General features: G+C 64.7%; 17 protein-coding genes. 6 read left to right on the top strand and 11 right to left on the bottom strand.

The genetic code is table 11. The features are described 5' to 3' along the window. Positions 1 to 2: 2 nt before the first annotated feature. The 5 genes from FJ951_RS01495 to FJ951_RS01475 form a co-directional block, all read right to left on the bottom strand. Complete coding sequence (locus FJ951_RS01495; RefSeq protein WP_140513150.1) at positions 3 to 1,082, bottom strand: imelysin family protein; 1,080 nt, start codon at positions 1,080 to 1,082, stop codon at positions 3 to 5. Continuing rightward, entirely contained in the window at positions 1,082 to 2,677 is a 1,596-nt protein-coding gene (locus FJ951_RS01490) for a di-heme oxidoredictase family protein (RefSeq protein WP_140513148.1), read from the bottom strand. The genes FJ951_RS01495 and FJ951_RS01490 overlap by 1 nt, the downstream gene beginning before the upstream one ends. A 12-nt stretch (positions 2,678 to 2,689) precedes the next feature. After that, positions 2,690 to 3,175 (bottom strand): bacterioferritin, encoded by a 486-nt coding sequence (gene bfr, locus FJ951_RS01485; RefSeq protein ID WP_140513146.1) that lies wholly within the window; start codon positions 3,173 to 3,175, stop codon positions 2,690 to 2,692. Further along, the gene (locus FJ951_RS01480; RefSeq protein WP_140513144.1) at positions 3,141 to 3,452 is read right to left on the bottom strand and encodes a (2Fe-2S)-binding protein; all 312 of its coding nucleotides are present in this window, start codon (positions 3,450 to 3,452) and stop codon (positions 3,141 to 3,143) included. The genes bfr and FJ951_RS01480 overlap by 35 nt, the downstream gene beginning before the upstream one ends. A gap of 108 nt (positions 3,453 to 3,560) precedes the next feature. Beyond that, entirely contained in the window at positions 3,561 to 4,850 is a 1,290-nt protein-coding gene (locus tag FJ951_RS01475) for an imelysin family protein (protein ID WP_140513142.1), read from the bottom strand. Between the two features lie 438 nt (positions 4,851 to 5,288). Between FJ951_RS01475 and FJ951_RS01470 the strand changes: the two genes are divergently transcribed. The 3 genes from FJ951_RS01470 to FJ951_RS01460 are packed head-to-tail and all read left to right on the top strand — an operon-like array spanning position 5,289 to position 7,142. Continuing rightward, a complete protein-coding gene (locus FJ951_RS01470) occupies positions 5,289 to 6,542 on the top strand; it encodes an FAD-dependent oxidoreductase (RefSeq protein ID WP_140513140.1) in 1,254 nt (417 codons plus the stop codon). 37 nt (positions 6,543 to 6,579) lie between these two features. Beyond that, the gene (locus tag FJ951_RS01465) at positions 6,580 to 6,810 is read left to right on the top strand and encodes a type II toxin-antitoxin system ParD family antitoxin (RefSeq protein ID WP_140496834.1); all 231 of its coding nucleotides are present in this window, start codon (positions 6,580 to 6,582) and stop codon (positions 6,808 to 6,810) included. Between the two features lie 11 nt (positions 6,811 to 6,821). Beyond that, the gene (locus tag FJ951_RS01460; RefSeq protein ID WP_181167355.1) at positions 6,822 to 7,142 is read left to right on the top strand and encodes a type II toxin-antitoxin system RelE/ParE family toxin; all 321 of its coding nucleotides are present in this window, start codon (positions 6,822 to 6,824) and stop codon (positions 7,140 to 7,142) included. Positions 7,143 to 7,196: 54 nt separating this feature from the next. Here FJ951_RS01460 and FJ951_RS01455 read toward each other — a convergent pair whose 3' ends face one another. Further along, on the bottom strand, positions 7,197 to 8,474 hold the full coding sequence (locus tag FJ951_RS01455; protein ID WP_140513136.1) for a 4-aminobutyrate--2-oxoglutarate transaminase: 1,278 nt from the start codon (positions 8,472 to 8,474) through the stop codon (positions 7,197 to 7,199). Positions 8,475 to 8,877: 403 nt separating this feature from the next. Then, a complete protein-coding gene (locus FJ951_RS28675) occupies positions 8,878 to 9,096 on the bottom strand; it encodes a hypothetical protein (protein ID WP_246671671.1) in 219 nt (72 codons plus the stop codon). Here FJ951_RS28675 and FJ951_RS01450 point away from each other — a divergent pair. From FJ951_RS01450 to FJ951_RS01440, 3 genes are read left to right on the top strand one after another with little or no spacing between them, the layout of a single operon-like run. Further along, positions 9,095 to 10,078 (top strand): efflux RND transporter periplasmic adaptor subunit, encoded by a 984-nt coding sequence (locus FJ951_RS01450; protein ID WP_246671670.1) that lies wholly within the window; start codon positions 9,095 to 9,097, stop codon positions 10,076 to 10,078. The two genes, FJ951_RS28675 and FJ951_RS01450, sit on opposite strands and share 2 nt — an antisense overlap. Then, entirely contained in the window at positions 10,075 to 11,154 is a 1,080-nt protein-coding gene (locus FJ951_RS01445) for an efflux RND transporter periplasmic adaptor subunit (RefSeq protein WP_140513132.1), read from the top strand. Before FJ951_RS01450 ends, FJ951_RS01445 begins: the two co-directional genes overlap by 4 nt. Next, a complete protein-coding gene (locus FJ951_RS01440) occupies positions 11,151 to 14,252 on the top strand; it encodes an efflux RND transporter permease subunit (RefSeq protein ID WP_140513130.1) in 3,102 nt (1,033 codons plus the stop codon). Before FJ951_RS01445 ends, FJ951_RS01440 begins: the two co-directional genes overlap by 4 nt. 36 nt (positions 14,253 to 14,288) lie before the next feature. On the opposite strand, the gene FJ951_RS01435 is transcribed toward FJ951_RS01440, so the two are convergent. The 4 genes from FJ951_RS01435 to FJ951_RS01420 all read right to left on the bottom strand — a co-directional run bounded on the left by FJ951_RS01435 (position 14,289) and on the right by FJ951_RS01420 (position 18,022). Then, a complete protein-coding gene (locus FJ951_RS01435; protein WP_140513128.1) occupies positions 14,289 to 15,035 on the bottom strand; it encodes an ABC transporter ATP-binding protein in 747 nt (248 codons plus the stop codon). Next, a complete protein-coding gene (locus FJ951_RS01430) occupies positions 15,032 to 15,892 on the bottom strand; it encodes an ABC transporter ATP-binding protein (RefSeq protein ID WP_140513126.1) in 861 nt (286 codons plus the stop codon). The genes FJ951_RS01435 and FJ951_RS01430 overlap by 4 nt, the downstream gene beginning before the upstream one ends. Next, complete coding sequence (nikC, locus tag FJ951_RS01425) at positions 15,889 to 16,815, bottom strand: nickel transporter permease (RefSeq protein WP_140496850.1); 927 nt, start codon at positions 16,813 to 16,815, stop codon at positions 15,889 to 15,891. Before nikC ends, FJ951_RS01430 begins: the two co-directional genes overlap by 4 nt. Positions 16,816 to 16,954: 139 nt before the next feature. Next, complete coding sequence (locus tag FJ951_RS01420) at positions 16,955 to 18,022, bottom strand: ABC transporter permease (RefSeq protein ID WP_140496853.1); 1,068 nt, start codon at positions 18,020 to 18,022, stop codon at positions 16,955 to 16,957. Between the last annotated feature and the right edge of the window lie 5 nt (positions 18,023 to 18,027).

Below are 18,027 nucleotides of genomic sequence, written 5' to 3'. Positions count from 1 at the left end.
GCTCAGTCCCCATCCAGCGAGGAAAAACCGGCGGTCAGGCCGAATTCGGCGGTCAGCCTGGTGCCGAACAGGGTCGACAGGCTGGAGGTGATCAGCGCGAGATGCTCGAGCTTTGCGCGCAGCGCCGGGTCGGCGAGCGCCATGTCGATCGGGCCCTGGACCGACTTCGCGGTGGCGACGCCGTTGACCAGCTGGATACGGATCGATTCCGCCATCCAGCGCGCATCGGCCGGCAGCGCATCGCCGAGCTTTGAGGCCTCGAACAGCCCGTCGATGCCGGCAAGGTTTCCGGCCAGCGAATTGGTGGTGTTTTGCGAACGCCAGTAGATCGCCTGTTTCGGCTTGTCCGCCTCCGGCTTGCCGCCCAGGAAGCCTTTCAGGCGCACGTCGCGAACCATTTCCAGCTCGTTGATGAAGATGCCGACCAGTTCCGTCACCGCTTCCGTGCCGTCGCGATAGAGCGGATTCTGCGGCCCCGGATTGGCCCAGAGCGCCGCAAAGCCGTCCGGCTTGTTCCAGGCGTCGGCGACATCGCCGGCCATGGTTTCGATGTTGCCGGCAACCGCGGCGCCATAGGCGCAGCGATAGGGATCGTTCTTGCCGGCAAGCGCATCGGCGCCGTCACCGTGGAGCACGAACTCCAAGGCGCCGAGCCCCTGCATGGCGACGCTCTTGCCGGAAAGCTGTGCCGGATCGGTGGCGCTCGGGTCTTGGGCCGCCAGCGCGGCCTGCACCTGTTTCAGGCCGATGCTTTTGCGATCCGGCCAAAACAGCATTCGCTCCAGCCGGTTGTTTTCCTTGATCGGGCCGAACCCGATGATCTCGGCCGACGACCAGGCATCCACCGTGCGCGAGAATTCGGCGCGTGCCGCATCGAGATCGCCCTTTGAGGGTTTTTCGCAAAGCGCGTGCATCGCCTTGTTCAAGCCCGCCGCGCGATCGTGCAGACTGGCATAGGCTGGCCGGACAAAGCCGTCGATTGCCCGCTGGATGACGTCGGTGGCCTTCACCGCCGCCGATGTGGGGCTGACGCCCAGCAGGGCCAGAGGAAGAAGGATTACCAGCGCGGAACGCTTCAACATCACAGGGACTCCAGGAATTTGACCAAGGCATCGCGGTCGGCCGCATCGGCGGCGGCGAAGCGGTCGCGCGATTTCTGGCCCTCGCCGCCATGCCAAAGAATCGCCTCGACCAGGCTGCGGGCGCGGCCATCGTGCAGATAAAAATTGTTGCCGTTGACCGTTTCGGTGAGGCCTATGCCCCATAGCGGCGGCGTGCGCCATTCGTTGCCCGTCGCCTCGCCCACCGCCTGGCCGTCGGCAAGGCCGGGGCCCATGTCGTGCAGCAGGAAGTCGGAATAGGGCCAGATAAGCTGGAAGGCCTGCGCCTTGTTGGGCGCGTCGCGGCGGGTTACGAATTTCGGCGCGTGGCAGGAAACGCAGCCGATCTCGTAGAACAATTTCTTGCCGGCGAGCACATCAGGGGCGCCGAGGTCGCGGCGTGCCGGCACGGCCAGGTTCTGCGAATAGAAGGTGACGAGGTCCATGACCGGCGCCGGCGCCTCGGCCTGACCGAGCCGCTCCTGCACGCCATCCGGCATGGCAAAGCAATCCTTCTCGGCGGCGGTGCAGTCGCCCCAATGTTTGGGCTCCTCCGGCGTCGAGATGCCGATGTCGCCGGCAAAGGCATCCGCGGCCTGCTGGCGGATCGACGCGGTCTGCGCCTTCCAGCCGAAACGACCAAGGGTGAGCTCGCCGCTCATGCCGTCGCGCACGATGTTCGGCCTGCCGGAAATGCCGTCGCCGTCCCGGTCGTTCGGATCGGCATGGGCGAATATATCAGCGGGCGCGATCTGCTCGATGAGGCCAAGCCCGATCATCGGCGGCGTCAGGCGCGGCGACAGCGTGGTGCGCGGATCGAGCGGGCCGTAGGCCAGATCATCGACCGCGTAAGTGGGCTTGCGCAGCGAAACCACGGTGCCGTCGCCGAGCCCGACTTTTTCCTCGCTGTAATCGACGCGCATCCGGCCCTCGCCGCGCAGGCCGGGGACGGCAAGATCCTGCAGCTGCGAACCGTAGACCGGATCGGGGATGTTGAGCAGCCTGTGGTCGGCAAGCCCAGCCTTCTCCTCCTCGGTGCTCGGCTCGCGCGCCAGCCGCAGGAACATCGACGTGCTGCCGGTGCCTTGCGGCGGACGGCCGCGGCCGTCCTTCAGATGACAGTTCTGGCAGGCGCGTTCGTTGAACAGCGGTCCGAGCCCGTCGGAAGCCTGCGTCGAGGACGGCGACGAGACCCAATTCTTGCGGAACAGGGCGTTGCCCAGCTTGAAGGTGCCTTCTTCCTCGAAGGTGATGTTGGCCGACGATTGCGAGAAGGAATCGCGGTTGACGTCCTTCCTGGATGTGCCGGCGCCGCCTTGCATCAATTCGAACTGCTCGGGTTTCGAGAAGTCCTTGGTCGGCCTGGTAACGGCTGTGACGCGCGCCTGATCCTTCGGGCTGAGGTCGGTGCGCGTGGCGGCGAAATTGGCGGGCTGCTGCGAGCCGGACCCGCCCGTGGCGAAGGCCAAAAGGATGATGGCGGCCGAACCGGAAAGCACGACGCTTCCCGGTTTTCTGTTTGACGACAGCCCTTTGGCCCGCCGCCAGCGGCGCAGCAATGCTAGGGTGCGCCGCATTCCCGCATGCCCTTACTCCGCCTCGTCCGCCGATGCGGCATTGAGCTGGCCGTATTTTTCCTCGCCGATCGAGGCAAGCAGATCGAGCTGCGTCTCGAGGAAGTCGATGTGCCCCTCCTCGTCGGCCAAGAGTTCCTCGAACAGTTTCATGCTGACATAGTCGCCGGCTTCGTTGCAGACCTCGCGCGAGCGCTTGTAGGCGGTGCGAGCGTCATACTCGCCGGCAAGGTCGGATTCGAGCACTTCCTTCACGTTCTGTCCGATACGCAGCGGCGCCACGGACTGCAGATTGGGGTGCCCTTCCAGGAAGATGATCCGGGCCACGAGCTTGTCGGCATGGTGCATCTCCTCGATCGATTCGGCGCGTTCCTTCTTGGCGAGCTTGGCGTATCCCCAGTCCTCCAGCAGACGGAAATGGACCCAATACTGATTGACGGCACCAAGCTCCAGGAACAGAGCCTCGTTAAGCCGCTCGATGACCTGTGGTTCGCCTTTCATGGGTTCTGCTCCCGTATTGGACGCGCAGGCCTCTGACGCGATCCAGATGTGAAACGATGTCCACGCCGCTCGCCTGCGAGCGGGCGTGGTAGTTCTCGGTGACCCGAATGATCGTTTCGACCACATTTGGGAAGCAGCCGCAACAGCGACCGCGCTTGTGCATGGCGTGATAGACTTTTGCCGGCACGATGAGCTGCCAGGGATCCTGGTCCAGCAGCCCGACGATCGTCTGCTCAATCTCCTTCTCGGTGATGATGTTGCAATGGCAGATCAGCATAAACTTGCTCGGATGGCTGACGGCGCCTTCCGCGCCGTGTGGCTTGACTCTATCTTCCCCGCGCCGAAGCCCTTTGTGACTTCGGCCCGGGCTTCCAGGCTTCGACGCTTACTGGAACACCTTGTCCGGCGCATCAAGGCTGTCTGAACCCTCAAAGGCTATGGCGTTGAGCTTCAGCGCGCCGACGGCGCGTTCGACCGATTTGGTCTGGTCGATCAGTGCGTCGATTGCCGCCTGCACTGTGGCGTTGCCCTCGGTGTTGCCTTCGGCGATCTGCTGGTCGTAAGCCTCGCCGCCTTCGGCGCGGGCCTTGATCGCCTCCATCTTGGCGACGGTGACATCGAGCTTGTCAGACAGTTCCTTGTCGATGGCCGGATCGGCCGCCTTGACCATGTCCGCCACCGACGGCCCTGAAATAACGGTGCCGTCCAGCCTGGTGTAGCTGGCGTGATAGGCGGCGCGGATGCCGACGGCGTCATAGAGATGGGAATTGTAGGTGTTGTCGGAGAAGCAGTCATGCTCCTCTTCCGGATCGTGCAGCAGCAGGCCGAGTTTCATGCGCTCGCCGGCGAGTTCGCCGTAGGAGAGCGAGCCCATGCCGGTGAAGATGGCCGAAATGGCGGCGTTCGGCTCGCCGTCGACCAGGTTCTTGCGCGCAGCGCCGCCTTCCTTCCAGTCGCCGACCATCTCCTGGAGGTCGGACACCAAAAGCGTGCTGGCTGACTTCAGATATTCCGCGCGGCGGTCGCAATTGCCGCCGGTGCAGTTCTTGAGATCATAGTCGGTGTAGGGGCGCTCGCCGGCGCCCGGTCCGGTGCCGTGCAGGTCCTGACCCCAGAGCAGGAACTCGATGGCATGGTAGCCGGTGGCGACATTGGCCTCCACGCCGCCGGCCTCCTGCAGCGTGCCGGAGAGGAATTCCGGCGAAAGCTTCGAGGCGTCCACCTTCTTGCCGTTGATCTCGATCTCCTTGTTGGCGATCACATTGGCCGTGTAGAGCGAATTCGCGTCGGATTCTGTGCCGTAGCTCTTGGCGACATAATCGATCAGGCCTTCGTCCAGCGGCCAGGAATTCACCCTGCCTTCCCAGTCGTCGACGATCTTGTTGCCGAAGCGGTAGACCTCGGTCTGCTGGTAGGGAACGCGCGATGCCTTCCAGGCCTCGCGGGCGGCATTGAGCGTCTCGGCCGAAGGCTTGGCCAACAAGGTATCGACCGCCTTGTCGAGCGCCTGCGCGGTGGTCAGCGAATCCTCGTATTTGGCAAGCGCGATGTCGGCATAGGTCTTGATGACCGCCTTGGGATCGCTCTCGGCCTTGGCCGGCAGCACGAACACCGCCGCCGTCAGCAGCGCCGTGGCACTGATCGCCGCAAGCCTGCTGCCATGTCGTGCCGTCATTATCACTCTCCAGTTTTTCGGGAATTTTGTGAACGGCGCGCGCGACAACCGGCGCCAGGCCATGTGCAGGCCGTCATTCGCGGGGCATGCCGCGCTGTCGCGCGGGTCGAAGAAGAAAGACACCAAAATGCCTCCAATCGAAAGGGTTCAAGGCCCAGACATCAAAGGGATGCGCCGATGCGCGAGGCCCCATAAAGCTTCAGGACAGATGGAAGTCAACGAAAATCGACAGGAAAACTCAATCGAAACAACAGTTTAGAATTATTCTAAACTGCGATACTCAACTTTAGCCGCCTGCACCGTGTGCCGACTTCATCGCCAAACTGTCCGATTGACAGCCGCCGTTCCGGGTGCGACCCGCAAATGCCCCCTTGCGGCGGCGCCAGACAATTGCCACGTGGCGAGACATCCTAAAATCAAGTTCGGGATCGGAATGCGATGAAGAACGGCGTGGTCATTGTCGGTGCGGGACATGCGGGCGTGCAGGCGGCGGCAAGCCTGCGCGAGGACGATTATGACGGGCCGGTGATCCTCGTCGGCGATGAGAACGAGCTGCCCTATCACAAGCCGCCGCTGTCGAAGACCTTCATCAAGGATGCCGAGGCCAAGCCGCAACCCTTGCGTGGCGAGGCATTTTACACCGGCAGCGCCGTCGACTACCGGCCGGGCGTTCGGATTGACCGGATCAATGCCGGCAGTCGCCGTTTGGAGATATCAGGCGGCGGCGAACTTGCCTTCGATCATCTGATCCTCGCCACCGGCTCGCGCCCGCGCCTCCTGCCGCTGCCGGGCGCGGATCTGTCCGGTGTGGTGTCGTTGCGCTCGCTGGCCGATGCGCGGCTGATCCGGGACTTGAGCGCACGGAGCGAAGACGTCGTTATCCTCGGCGGCGGCTTCATCGGGCTGGAGATTGCGGCGACGCTGCGCGCGGCAGGCCGCACCGTAACGGTCGTGGAAGCGGTTGACCGGCTGCTTGGCCGCGCCGTGGCGCCGATCGTGGCGAGCCATGTCCGCCAACGGCTGGAAGCGACCGGCGTGCACATTCTCACCGGCACCACGATCGCAAGGCTCGAGGGCGAAAACGGCCATGTCACGGCAGCGATCACCTCGTCTGGCGAAAGGCTGCCGGCGCGCATGGTCGTCGTCGGCATTGGCGCCGTGCCCAATGTCGAACTGGCCGGGGAAGCCGGCCTCACCATCGCCAACGGCATTCGCGTCGACCACCAGATGCGCAGCTCGGTGCCGGAAATCCTCGCCATCGGCGACGCCGCCTCCTATCGACACTGGTTCACCGGGGGCGACGTGCGGCTGGAATCGGTACAGAACGCTACCGACCAGGCGCGGCTTGCCGCGCGCACCATAACGGGCCATGCCGACGCCTATTCGGCCGTGCCCTGGTTCTGGTCCGACATCGGCGACATGAAGCTGCAGATGGTCGGTCTGACGTCCGGCGGCGACAGCCATGTCGTGCTGGGCGATCTCGCCGACAACAAGTTCTCGATCTACCACTATGCCGCAGACAGGCTGCTCGGCATCGAATCGGTCAACCGCCCCGGCGACCACATGCTCGGCCGCAAGATGCTGAGCGCCGGCTTCTCGCCGGCGCCACAGACGGTGGCAGCGGGGCCGGACGGATTGAAAGCGGCGCTGGCCGCGTTCCAGAACAAAGAGTCAGCCGAGGCCAGTGCCTAAGATTGCCAATTTTTGCCATAGGCTATAAAATGCCTGAATGAGCACCATGAACATCTCCCTGCCGGAAAGCTTGAAGCATTTTGTCGATCAGCAAGTGACCGATCGCGGCTATGGCACGAGCAGCGAGTATGTGCGTGAATTGATCCGCCGCGATCAAGATCGTCAGCTTCTGCGCGGCTTGCTCCTTGAGGGCGCATCGTCCGCCCCGGGCGCTCCGGTTGACGACGATTATTTCGCCGCGCTGCGGAAACGGGCGCAGGGCCAATAGAGTAGGTGCCCATAAAGGCGATCATTCCTCGAAAACTAGCCCTGCGGGATGTCGAGGATGCTGTCGATTACTATACGCGAGAAGCTGGTTCGCGCGCGGCATTGGGCTACATCGAGGAGCTTCAAAACGCCTACAAACTGCTAGCCAGCCATCCGGCATCGGGCTCTCTGAGATATGGCTACGAAATTGGATTGCCTGGTCTGCGTAGCGTGCAAGTCAGGCGCTATCCATACCTGATTTTTTATCTTGAACAGACCGACCATATCGATGTTTGGCGGGTGCTGCACGCCAAGATGGACATTCCAGCCTGGTTACAGAATCCGAGCTCCTGACGGCACGTTCACCGGGCTCAGTGTAAGCCGTCAGGAGAAATGGGCGCCGGCCCTTCAGGCAGCGCGAACCTCGCGGATCGAGCTTTCCAGAATGTCGAGCGCCTCGTTCATGATGCCGTCCTGGATGGTGAGCGGCGCCAGGAAGCGGATGACGTTGCCGTGAACGCCGCAGGTGAGCAGGATCAGCCCCTTGTCGAGCGCCTTCAGCCTGACCGCATTGGCCATCTCCGCCGATGGCAAGCCCTTCCTGACGTCGTTGAACTCGACCGCGTTCATGAAACCGGGGCCACGGATGTCGACGATTTCGGGGACGTCGTCGCGGATCGAGCCCAGACGCTGCTTCAGCCTGGCGCCGAGCGAGTTGGCGCGGTCGCACAGTTTCTCTTCCTCGATCACGTCAAGCACCGCGTGCGCGGCGGCAACGCCGATCGGGCTGCCGCCATAAGTTCCGCCCAGCCCGCCGGGGCCAGGCGCATCCATGATCTCGGCGCGGCCGGTGACCGCCGCCAGCGGAAAGCCGCCGGCCAGGCCCTTGGCCATGGTGGTGATGTCGGCGGTCACCTCATGGTGCTCCATGGCAAACATCTTGCCGGTGCGGGCAAAGCCGGTCTGCACCTCGTCGGCAATGAGCAGGATGCCGTGCTGATCGCAGATCTTGCGCAGCGCGGTCATGAAATCGCGCGGCGCTTCGTAGAAGCCGCCCTCGCCCTGCACCGGCTCGACGATGATGGCCGCGACCCTGGCCGGATCGACGTCGGCCTTGAACAGGCGATCGAGCGCGGCAAGCGAATCGGCCACCGACACGCCGTGCAGCGGCACCGGGAACGGGGCGTGGAAGACGTCGGCCGGCATGGCGCCGAAGCCGACCTTGTAGGGCACCACCTTGCCGGTCAGCGCCATGCCCATGAAGGTGCGGCCATGGAAGCCGCCGGCAAAGGCGATGACGGCCTGGCGGCCGGTGGCATTGCGGGCGATCTTGATGACGTTCTCGACCGCCTCGGCGCCGGTGGTGACGAAGATCGTCTTCTTCTCGAACTTGCCCGGAAGAATGCCGTTCAGCCGTTCGGCCAGCCTTACATAGCTCTCATAGGGCACCACCTGGTAGCAGGTGTGGGTGAAGCGGTCGAGCTGCGCCTTGACCGCCTCGATGACCTTGGGGTGGCGGTGGCCGGTGTTGACGACGGCGATGCCGGAGGAGAAATCGATGTAGCGGCGGCCCTCGACATCCCAGATCTCCGAGTTCTCGGCCCGGTCGGCGTAAATCTGCGTGGTCATACCGACACCGCGCGAGATCGACTGGCTCTTGCGTTCGGAAATGGCTGAGTTCTTCATGATGTCCCTCATAGGGCCGGCGCCCGTTCTGCTTGATCAGATGTCTTCTGGGCTTATTTCATGCTTTCCTCAAGTCGGCACCGCCGGCAGGCGATTGGGCCTGAGGTATCGCGCCTGACCAGCCGGCGATATCCGTACCAGGCAACGGACTGCGTTAACGGGTTCGGAGCCTTCGCGGCGCGCTGTTGAGGATCATTGAGCGGAAAAACCGCCTGTGCGGCGGGTCCCTGGCGCAACTCAGCACCATATTCAAATATCTATCATAGTTGCCTTCACCTCGTCAAGGAAAAAATTCCTATCACGAAAAGCTGCCCGGCCGGGACTGGCCGTCGTCAGGCCGTTGCAAACCCGAGTCGGATCACTGATACGGGTACGAGTCCGGTTTCCTTTTTCGGGAGATCAACTATCGTGCCGGGATCCGCGAGGCATCGCGATCGGCGAGCGGCCTGCGGCTGAGGGAGCCCATGAGCAGGAACGCGACATCGTCCGTCTCGCCGCCATCGGTCAAACCTTCCAATTTTTCGATTTTTTCCATCGGCGTAGCGCTTTTCACTTGCACGGCCGTCCTGCTTTTGGCCGGCTGCCAGAAACAGGAAGCGGCGGAAAAAAAGCTGCCGATCATGGTGCGCACCGAGACCGTGGCGATGGCCGACTATGCGCCGAGAACCGCGCTGACCGGGGTGATCGCGGCGCGCACGCTGAATAATCTATCGTTCCGGGTCGGCGGCCGCGTCGCCGAACGGCTTGCCGATGTCGGCCAGCATGTCGACAAGGGCGCGGTGCTTGCCCGCATCGACCCGCAGGAGCAGGAATCCGATTTGCGCTCGGCGCAGGCCGATCTCGACGCGGCGCAAGCGCAGTTGACCCAGTCCGCCGCCGCCTTCGAGCGGCAAAAGACGCTGCTTGCCCAGGGTTACACCACCAGGCGCGACTATGACGCCGCCGATCAGGCATTGAAGGTGGCGCAAGGCAGCCTCGACGCGGCGCAGAGCGCGCTCGCCAATGCCAAGCAGAACCTGTCCTTCACCGAACTCAAGGCTGGCGCCGCGGGCGTCATCACCGCCCGCCAAGTCGAAACCGGCCAGGTGGTGCAGGCTGCGCAGACCGTCTTCACCGTCGCCGAGGACGGCGACCGCGACGCGGTGTTCAACGTCCAGGAGACGTTGATCGCCAGGACGCCGACCTCGCCGGCGGTGACGATCACGCTCCTGTCCGACCCGCAGATCAGGGCAACGGGCAAGGTGCGCGAAATCTCCCCGGCGGTCGATCCGGCGTCGGGCTCGATCCGGGTCAAGGTCGGCATTGCCGATACGCCCGCCGGCATGCCGCTGGGCGCGGCCGTCATCGGCTCGGCCGGCGCCAAACCGGCCAAGGCGATCCTGCTGCCCTGGCAGGCATTGACGTCCAGCGCCGGCAAGCCGGCGGTCTGGATCGTCGATCCCTCGACCGGTACGGTGACGATGGCACCGGTCGAGGTGCTGGCTTTCAATTCCGGCACCGTCGTCATCGCCAGGGGATTGGAGGAGGGCCAAAGCGTCGTCACCGCGGGCGGACAGCTGCTCAGTGCGGGTCAGAAAATCGAGATATCGGGAGCGGGCCAATGAGCCGGATGCCGCGCCTCCTGCTTGGCCTGATCGCGCTTGGCGCGCTCGCCGCCTGCTCGAAGTCGGAGGAGAAGCCTCCGGAGATCATCCGGCCGGTGCTGTCGGTGGTGGTCGAGCCGCGCACCACGCAGGTCTTCGGCTTCGCCGGATCGGTCGAGCCGCAGGTCAGCGCCGATCTCGCCTTTCGCCTGCTCGGCCGGGTCGTGTCCCGCGACGTCAATGTCGGCGACATCGTCAGCAAGGGCACGACGATCGCGGCACTGGACCCGACCGCCTTGGAGCTGTCGGTCCAGGCGGCCAAGGCCGAGCTCTCCAATGCCGAGGCACAGTTTGCCAACGCCGCCGCCAGCGAGGAGCGCCAACGCCAATTGCTTGCCAGCGCCAACACCACGCAAGCCGTGTTCGATGCCGCGCAGCAGGCGAGGAAGGCGGCCGAGGCCAGTGTCGAGCGGGCCAGGGCCTCGCTGGCCAAATCGCAGGAGCAGCTCGGCTATGCCAGGCTGTTCTCGGATTTCGACGGCGTCGTCACCGCTGTCGGCGCCGAGGTCGGCCAGACGGTCTCCCCCGGCCAGACGGTCGTCACCGTGGCGCGCTCGGACCCGCGCGAAGCGGTGGTCGATATTCCAGACCGGTTGACCGGCAATCTCACGGCCGGCACGCCGTTCCAGGTCATCCTGCAATCGCTGCCGACGATCCGGACCGAGGCCAAGCTGCGCGAGATCGCGCCGCAGGCCGAGGGCTCGACGCGCACGCGGCGCGTGCGGCTGACGCTCACCGATCCGCCGCAGGCCTTCCGGCTCGGCTCGACCGTGACGGCAACGCGCATGACCACGGTGGAGCCGACGATCGAACTGCCGCTGTCGGCGCTCTTCCAGAGGAACGGCTCCGACAGGGTGTGGGTCCTCGATGCGCAGACATCGAGCGTGAGCACGCGCGAGATCAAGGTTGCCTCCAGGAACGGCGGAACCTTCACGGTGGCTCAGGGGCTGGAAGCGGGAATGCGCGTCGTCACCGCCGGCGTCCACAGCCTGACCGAAGGTCAGAAGGTCAAACTGCCCGCGGGAGGGGCCTCATGAAGGGCTTCAACCTCTCCGACTGGGCGCTCAACCACCGCTCGATGGTCTGGTATTTCATGCTGGTCTTCGTTGCGGCCGGCATCTTCTCCTACCTCAACCTCGGCCGCGAGGAAGACCCCGCCTTCACCATCAAGACCATGATCATCCAGGCCAATTGGCCCGGCGCTTCGGTCAAGGAGACGGTGCAGCAGGTGACCGACCGCATCGAGAAGAAGCTCGAGGAACTCGACAGCCTCGACTACACCAAATCCGTCACCACAGCCGGCCAGACCGTCATCTTCGTCAACCTGAAGGACACCACCAAGGCGCGCGACGTCGTGCCGAACTGGATTCAGGTGCGCAACATGGTCAACGATATCAAGGCGCAGTTCCCGCAAGGCGTCCAGGGACCGTTCTTCAACGACCGTTTCGGCGACGTCTACGGCAACATCTACGCCTTTACGTCGGACGGGCTGACGCCGCGCCAGCTGCGCGACTATGTCGAGGATGTCAGGACAAAAATCCTGACCGTGCCGAATGCCGGCAAGGTGGACCTGGTCGGTGCCCAGGACGAGGCGATCTATCTCGAATTCTCGACCCGCCAGATCGCGGCCCTCGGCCTCAACCAACAGGCGATCGTGGCAAGCCTGCAGGCGCAGAACGCGATCACCCCGTCCGGCGTCATCCAATCCGGCCCGGAACGCATCAGCGTGCGGGTCGGCGGCCAGTTCACCTCCGAAGAGAGCCTTCGCGCAATCAATCTTCGCGTCAACGACCGCTTCTTCCGGCTGAGCGACGTGGCGACGATCACGCGCGGCTATGCCGATCCGCCAACGGCACTGTTCCGCTTCAACGGCCAGGACGCGATCGGGCTTGCCATCGGCATGAAGCCCAACGCCAATCTGCTCAAATTCGGCGAGGCGCTGCATGAGGCGATGAACAAGGTGCTGGCAGACCTGCCGGTCGGCGTCGGCGTGCATCTGGTCGCCGACCAGCCGGTCATCGTCGAGGAAGCGGTCTCGGGCTTCACGCGCGCCTTGTTCGAGGCGGTGGCCATCGTGCTGGCCGTGTCCTTCATCAGTCTCGGCATGCGCGCAGGCTTCGTCGTCGCGCTGTCGATCCCGCTGGTGCTGGCCATCACCTTCACGGTCATGTCCTATCTCGGCATCTCGCTGCAGCGCATCTCGCTCGGTGCGCTGATCATCGCGCTCGGGCTTCTGGTCGACGACGCGATGATCGCGGTCGAGATGATGGTGGCGCGGCTGGAGGTCGGTGATAGCCTGCGCAAGGCGGCGACCTATGTCTACACATCGACCGCCTTCCCGATGCTGACCGGCACGCTGGTGACCGTCGCGGGCTTCATTCCGATCGGCCTCAACAACAGCGCCGCCGGCGAATACACCTTCACCCTGTTCGTCGTCATCGCCGTGTCGCTGCTGGTGTCGTGGATCGTGGCGGTGCTGTTCGCGCCGCTGCTCGGCGTCACCATTCTGCCGGCGACGATGAAGACGAAGCATCACGACCAGCCGGGTCGCTTCACCTCGCTGTTCCGGCGTGCCCTTGTCGGCTCGGTGCGCCATCACTGGCTGACCATCATCGCCACGGTGCTGTTGTTTGCCGCGTCGATCGCCGGCTTCGGCCTGGTGCAGCAGCAGTTCTTCCCGCCCTCGGACCGGCCGGAGCTGATCGTCGACTGGAACCTGCCGCAGAATTCCTCGATCGCCGACACGCGCGAGCAGATGGAGCGGTTCGAGCAGCGGGCGCTGGTCGGCAATCCCGACATCGACCATTTCTCGTCCTATATCGGCCAAGGCGCGGTGCGGTTCGTGCTCGCCTATGACGTGCAACCGGCCAATCCCTATTTCGGCCAGACGGTGATCGTCACCAAGAGCATCGAGGCGCGCAACCGGGTGAAGCCGGCGCTGGAAAAGCTGCTGCGCGAGGAATTCGTCGGTACCGACGCCTTCGTGAAGCTGCTCGAACTCGGACCGCCTGTCGGCCGCCCCGTGCAGTACCGCGTCGGCGGGCCCGACATCCAGACGGTGCGCTCGCTGGCGCAGCAATTCGCCGGCGTGATTTCAGCCAATCCCAAACTCGCCGCGCCGACCTTCGACTGGAACGAGCCGCAGCGCGTGCTCAGGGTCGACGTGCTGCAGGACAAGGCGCGGCAGCTCGGCATCACCTCCTCCGACATCGCCAGCGCGCTCAACAGCACCGTCGGCGGCGCCACCATCACGCAAGTGCGTGACGCCACCTACCTGATCAACGTCGTGGCGCGCTCGCGCGAGGCCGAACGCGGCTCGATCGAGACTTTGCAGAACATGCAGCTGCCGACCAGCACCGGCGAGGCCATCCCGCTCGCGGCGGTGGCCAACTTCCGCTACGAGCTCGAACAACCGACGGTATGGCGGCGCGACCGCATCCCGACCATCACCGTGCGGGCCGGCCTGGTCGGCGACGTTCTGCCGGCAACAGTGGTCAACGAACTGAAGCCATCGGTCGATGGCTTCATCGCCAAGCTGCCGCCGGGCTATTCCGTCGAGACCGCCGGCTCCGTCGAGGAAAGCGCCAAGAGCCAGGGGCCGATAGCGGCCGTCGTGCCGCTGATGCTGTTTGTGATGGCAACCATCCTGATGGTCCAGCTGCAGAGCTTCCAGCGCCTGTTCCTGGTCGTTGCGGTGGCGCCGCTCGGGTTGATCGGCGTGGTGGCGGCCCTGGTGCCGAGCGGCGCGCCGCTCGGCTTCGTCGCCATCCTCGGCGTGCTTGCCCTGATCGGCATCCTGATCCGCAACTCGGTCATCCTGATCGTGCAGATCGAGGACCTTGTCGCGGAGGGCAAGGACCGTTGGGCCGCCGTTATCGAGGCGACCGAACACCGGATGCGGCCGATCGCGCTGACGGCCGCCGCCGCCAGCCTGGCGCTGATCCCGATCGCGCGCGAAGTGTTCTGGGGACCGATGGCCTACGCGATGATGGGTGGCATCATCGCGGGTACTGCGATCACGCTGCTGTTCCTGCCGGCGCTTTATGTGACGTGGTTCAGGATCAAGGAGCCGAAGCGAGGGCAGGAAAGCACTGCGCCGGCCGATGATGCCATCCCGGAAAGCGGCAGGGCCTGAAGACAAGGGGCGATCAGCGTCGCGTTGAAAGTTCAGCTACACCCTCACAAACCCGTCGCTGGCCCGCAAGAGATTGCGCGTGTAATCCTTCGTCACGCGCCGCTCGACCAAGTCACCCGCCGTCAAATTCTCCACCGCCTCGCCGCTTTGCATCACCATCAGGCGTTCGCACATATGGGTGATGATGGCGAGGTCGTGGCTGACCATCAGGAAGGTCAGCTTGCGCCGCCGGCGTACTTCCTCGAGCAGGTTGAGCACCTCGGCCTGCACCGAGGCATCGAGCGCCGAGGTCGGCTCGTCGAGCAGCAGGATCGACGGTTCGAGGATCAGCGCGCGCGCGATCGCCACGCGCTGGCGCTGGCCGCCCGACAATTGATGCGAGTAGCGGAAGCGGAAGCCGTTGCCGAGGCCGACCTCGTCGAGCGCCCGCTGGATGCGCTTTTCCCCGTCGCCAAAACCATGGATGGCGAGCGGCTCCTGCAGCAGGCGGTCGATGGTCTGGCGCGGGTGCAGCGAACCGTACGGATCCTGGAACACCATCTGCACTTCGCGGTAAAAGGCCTTGTCGCGGCGCGCGCCGAGCTTCTTGCCGTTGACCGTGATGCTGCCCGAAGCGACCGGCGCAAGGCCGGCGATCGCCCTGAGCAGCGTCGATTTGCCGGAGCCAGATTCACCGACCAGGCCGAAGGATTCGCCCGGCTGCACGTCCAGGCTGACGCCCTTCAGTGCGCGAAAGCGGTCGAAGATGACCTCCAGCCCGTCGACGGCAATTGCTGACGTCATGCCGCCCACTCCGGCTTGCGGTCGAGCACCGGCAGCGGGTGACGATCGGCGCCGATCTTGGGCATGCAGTTGAGCAGGCCGCGCGTGTAGGGATGCTGGGCGCGACCGAGTTCGGAGGCCTTGAGCTGCTCCACCACCTTGCCGGCATACATGACGATGACGCGGTCGCAAAAGGACGAGACCAGGCGCAGATCGTGCGAGATGAAGATCAGCCCCATGCCGCGCTCGCCGACCAGCCGGTCGAGAATGCCGAGCACGTCGAGTTGCACGGTGACGTCGAGCGCCGAGGTCGGCTCGTCGGCGATCATCATTTCCGGCCCGGCGATCAGCATCATGGCGATCATGGCGCGCTGGCCCATGCCGCCGGAGACCTCGTGCGGATGCAGGTCGAAGACACGCCGGGGGTCGCGGATCTGCACCGCCTCCAGCATGGCCAGCGCGCGCTCCCGCGCCTCGGCCTTGGAGACCTTCTCATGGGTGCGCAGCGTCTCGACGATCTGGCGGCCGATGCTCATCACCGGGTCGAGCGAATATTTCGGATCCTGCAGGATCATGGCGATGCGATTGCCCCGCAGCGCGCGGCGCTCACGTGGCGATGCGGCCAGAAGGTCGATGCCGTCGAAAGCCAGCCTCTTCGCCGATATCCGCGCCTGGGGCGGCGTCAGCCCCATGATGGCACGGCCGGTCTGCGACTTGCCCGAGCCGCTCTCGCCGACGATGCCGAGCCGCTCGCGGCCTAGCGAGAAGGAAACGCCGCGCACCGCCTCGATCAGCCCGGTGCGCGTCGGGAAGGTGACGCGCAGATCGTCGACTTCGAGCAATGCGCGTTCCGGCCGTGTCCTCGTTTCGCCGTTCATTGGTCGCCGCTCCGCGGGTCGAGCGCGTCGCGCAGGCCGTCACCAAGCAGGTTGAAGCCGAGGCTGACGATCAGGATGGCGAAGCCCGGCGCGCCGGCCACCCACCATTGGTCGAGCACGAAGCGGCGGCCCGAAGCGATCATCGTGCCCCATTCGGGCAGCGGCGGCTGCGCGCCGAGGCCGAGGAACCCGAGGCCGGCGGCGGTGAGGATGATGCCGGCCATGTCGAGCGTCACGCGGATGATCAGCGAGGAGATGCAGAGCGGCATGATGTGGCGCAGCACGATGCGGAAGGGCGAGGCGCCCATCAGCTCCACCGCCTTGATGTAATCGGAATTGCGCACAGTCAGCGTTTCGGCACGCGCGATGCGGGCATAGGGCGGCCAGGAGGTGATGGCGATGGCGAGCACCGCGTTCTCGATGCCGGGGCCGAGGGCCGCGACAAAGGCCAGCGCCAGGATCAGCTTGGGGAAAGCGAGGAAGATGTCGGTGATGCGCATCAGTATGGCATCGGTCCAGCCGCCGGCATAGCCGGCGACGGTGCCGACCACGAGGCCGATGGGGGCGGCGATGATGGCGACCAGGATGACGACATACAGCGTCCAGCGCGAGCCGTAGAGAATGCGCGAGAGGATATCGCGGCCGAGATCGTCGGTGCCGAACCAGTGCTCGGCGCTTGGCGCCAGCAGGCGCGCATTCTTCAGATCGCCGAAAGTCGGCGAATAAGGCGCCAGCACCCCGGCAAGGGCGGCAATGACCAGCAGCGCGATGATGATGAGCAGGCCGAGAAAGGCCAGCCGATTGGCGGAGAAACGCCGCCACGCGACATAGGCGCGGCCGAGCCTCGCCTGCATGCGCGAGGCCGGCCGCTCGCTGAGCAGCCAGTCGCGGCGGGAGAGGGGGGCGGCGTCGGAGGCGGTCATGACGATGCCTCTTGGCGCTGTCGACCCCCACTCCGGTCTGCTTCGCAGACCAACTCTGCCCCGTTCGACGGGGGAGAGGAAAGGTGGCCCGAAGGGCCGGGGTGGGCCGCAGCCGAGCCTGAAAGTGGGATTCCTCTGCTCATCTTACCTTGGTCCTCGGGTCGAGCACGCGGTAAAGCAGGTCGGACAGGAGATTGATGGCTATGAACACCGAGCCGATGACGATGGTGCCGCCGAGCACCGCGTTCATGTCGGCATTCTGCAGCGAATTGGTGATGTAGAGGCCGATGCCAGGCCAGGAGAAGACCGTCTCGGTCAACACCGAGCCTTCCAGCAGCCCGGCATAGGAGAGCGCGATCACGGTCACCATCGGCACGGCGGCATTGCGCAATGCATGAGCCCAGATGATGCGGGTTTCCGACAGGCCCTTGGCGCGCGCGGCGACGATATATTCCTGGGTGAGTTCGTTGAGCATGAAGGAGCGCGTCATGCGGCTGATATAGGCGAGCGAGAAATAGCCGAGCAGCGAGGCCGGCAGGATGATGTGGCGGAACGCGTCCCAGAAGACATCCCACTGCCCCTGCATCGCCGAATCGAGAAGGTAGAAGCCAGTGATCGGCGTGAAGGTGTATTCGTAGACGACGTCGAGCCGCGCCGGGAAAGCCACCCATTGCAGCTTGGCGTAGAACAGGACGAGCCCGAGCAGGCCAAGCCAGAAGATCGGCACGGAATAGCCGATCAGGCCGATGACGCGGACGACCTGGTCGATGAGGCTGCCGCGCCTGACGGCAGCCAGCACACCCAGCGGCACGCCGAACAGCGCGCCGATCAGTGTCCCCAACGTCGCCAGTTCCGTCGTTGCCGGAAGGGCGCGGCGGATGTCGGTCATGACCGGATTGGTGGTCAGCACCGAGGTGCCGAAATCACCATTGAGGGCATTTTTGACATAAATATAGAACTGCTCGACCAGCGGCAGGTCGAGACCCATCTCGCGGCGCGTGCGTTCCACGACATTGGCCGGCGCCCGGTCGCCGAGCACGGCCAACACCGGGTCGATGGGGATGACGCGGCCAATGAAAAAGGTCACCGCGAGCAGACCGAGATAGGTCGTGATCGCGATCACCAGGAAGCGGCCGATCGATGAGAAAATGGCGACGGCACGGGCGCTGCCGCGCCCTGCCGCCGCCTGATTTTCAGCTACGCTCATCCGCC

Source organism: Mesorhizobium sp. B2-2-3, assembly GCF_006442405.1.
Classification (GTDB): domain Bacteria; phylum Pseudomonadota; class Alphaproteobacteria; order Rhizobiales; family Rhizobiaceae; genus Mesorhizobium.
Note: the sequence above shows the minus strand (reverse complement) of the source record. Positions and strands in the feature narration are given on the sequence as shown.

Coding starts and splice junctions, on each gene's coding strand:
- FJ951_RS01455 (WP_140513136.1), bottom strand. CDS start 8,474: ATGAAGAACTCAGCCATTTCCGAACGCAAGAGCCAGTCGATCTCGCGC.
- bfr (WP_140513146.1), bottom strand. CDS start 3,175: ATGAAAGGCGAACCACAGGTCATCGAGCGGCTTAACGAGGCTCTGTTC.
- FJ951_RS01430 (WP_140513126.1), bottom strand. CDS start 15,892: ATGAACGGCGAAACGAGGACACGGCCGGAACGCGCATTGCTCGAAGTC.
- FJ951_RS01420 (WP_140496853.1), bottom strand. CDS start 18,022: ATGAGCGTAGCTGAAAATCAGGCGGCGGCAGGGCGCGGCAGCGCCCGT.
- FJ951_RS01490 (WP_140513148.1), bottom strand. CDS start 2,677: ATGCGGCGCACCCTAGCATTGCTGCGCCGCTGGCGGCGGGCCAAAGGG.
- FJ951_RS01470 (WP_140513140.1), top strand. CDS start 5,289: ATGAAGAACGGCGTGGTCATTGTCGGTGCGGGACATGCGGGCGTGCAG.
- FJ951_RS01435 (WP_140513128.1), bottom strand. CDS start 15,035: ATGACGTCAGCAATTGCCGTCGACGGGCTGGAGGTCATCTTCGACCGC.
- FJ951_RS01475 (WP_140513142.1), bottom strand. CDS start 4,850: ATGACGGCACGACATGGCAGCAGGCTTGCGGCGATCAGTGCCACGGCG.
- FJ951_RS01450 (WP_246671670.1), top strand. CDS start 9,095: ATGGTGCGCACCGAGACCGTGGCGATGGCCGACTATGCGCCGAGAACC.
- FJ951_RS01440 (WP_140513130.1), top strand. CDS start 11,151: ATGAAGGGCTTCAACCTCTCCGACTGGGCGCTCAACCACCGCTCGATG.
- FJ951_RS28675 (WP_246671671.1), bottom strand. CDS start 9,096: ATGATCGGCAGCTTTTTTTCCGCCGCTTCCTGTTTCTGGCAGCCGGCC.
- nikC (WP_140496850.1), bottom strand. CDS start 16,815: ATGACCGCCTCCGACGCCGCCCCCCTCTCCCGCCGCGACTGGCTGCTC.
- FJ951_RS01495 (WP_140513150.1), bottom strand. CDS start 1,082: ATGTTGAAGCGTTCCGCGCTGGTAATCCTTCTTCCTCTGGCCCTGCTG.
- FJ951_RS01465 (WP_140496834.1), top strand. CDS start 6,580: ATGAGCACCATGAACATCTCCCTGCCGGAAAGCTTGAAGCATTTTGTC.
- FJ951_RS01445 (WP_140513132.1), top strand. CDS start 10,075: ATGAGCCGGATGCCGCGCCTCCTGCTTGGCCTGATCGCGCTTGGCGCG.
- FJ951_RS01480 (WP_140513144.1), bottom strand. CDS start 3,452: ATGCTGATCTGCCATTGCAACATCATCACCGAGAAGGAGATTGAGCAG.